General features: G+C 66.4%; 1 protein-coding gene. It reads left to right on the forward strand.

Annotated elements, in window-relative coordinates; all coding sequences use genetic code 11:
* Positions 1 to 29 precede the first annotated feature (29 nt).
* On the forward strand, positions 30 to 286 hold a 257-nt coding region (locus MD536_RS21415), incomplete at its 3' end, for a hypothetical protein (protein WP_239603820.1).

Raw genomic sequence — 286 nt, forward strand, 5'->3', positions numbered from 1 at the left:
TGCGAGGTGGGCGGCGCGAATCAAGCACGTTGTCCGCGGTGCTTCGGGATGCCTGGGATTCGCCGGACGTGCTATCAACCCTGGCGAAGACCTCCGCCGAACGCGCAACCCAGCCGCATGTTTCGGTGCTGGGCCACGTCGTCCCCGAAGAGGTCCGACGCTACCTGTCTTCCGAGGATATCGCCGGCGGGCTGGCGAACCGGGTGCTATGGGTCCAGGTCCGCCGTTCAAGGGTCATTCCCGATGGTGGCGACGTGCCCCCGGAAACCCTGGCGAGCCTGGTACA

It is taken from the genome of Flavihumibacter cheonanensis, assembly GCF_022352215.1.
GTDB classification, from domain to species: domain Bacteria; phylum Bacteroidota; class Bacteroidia; order Chitinophagales; family Chitinophagaceae; genus Flavihumibacter; species Flavihumibacter cheonanensis.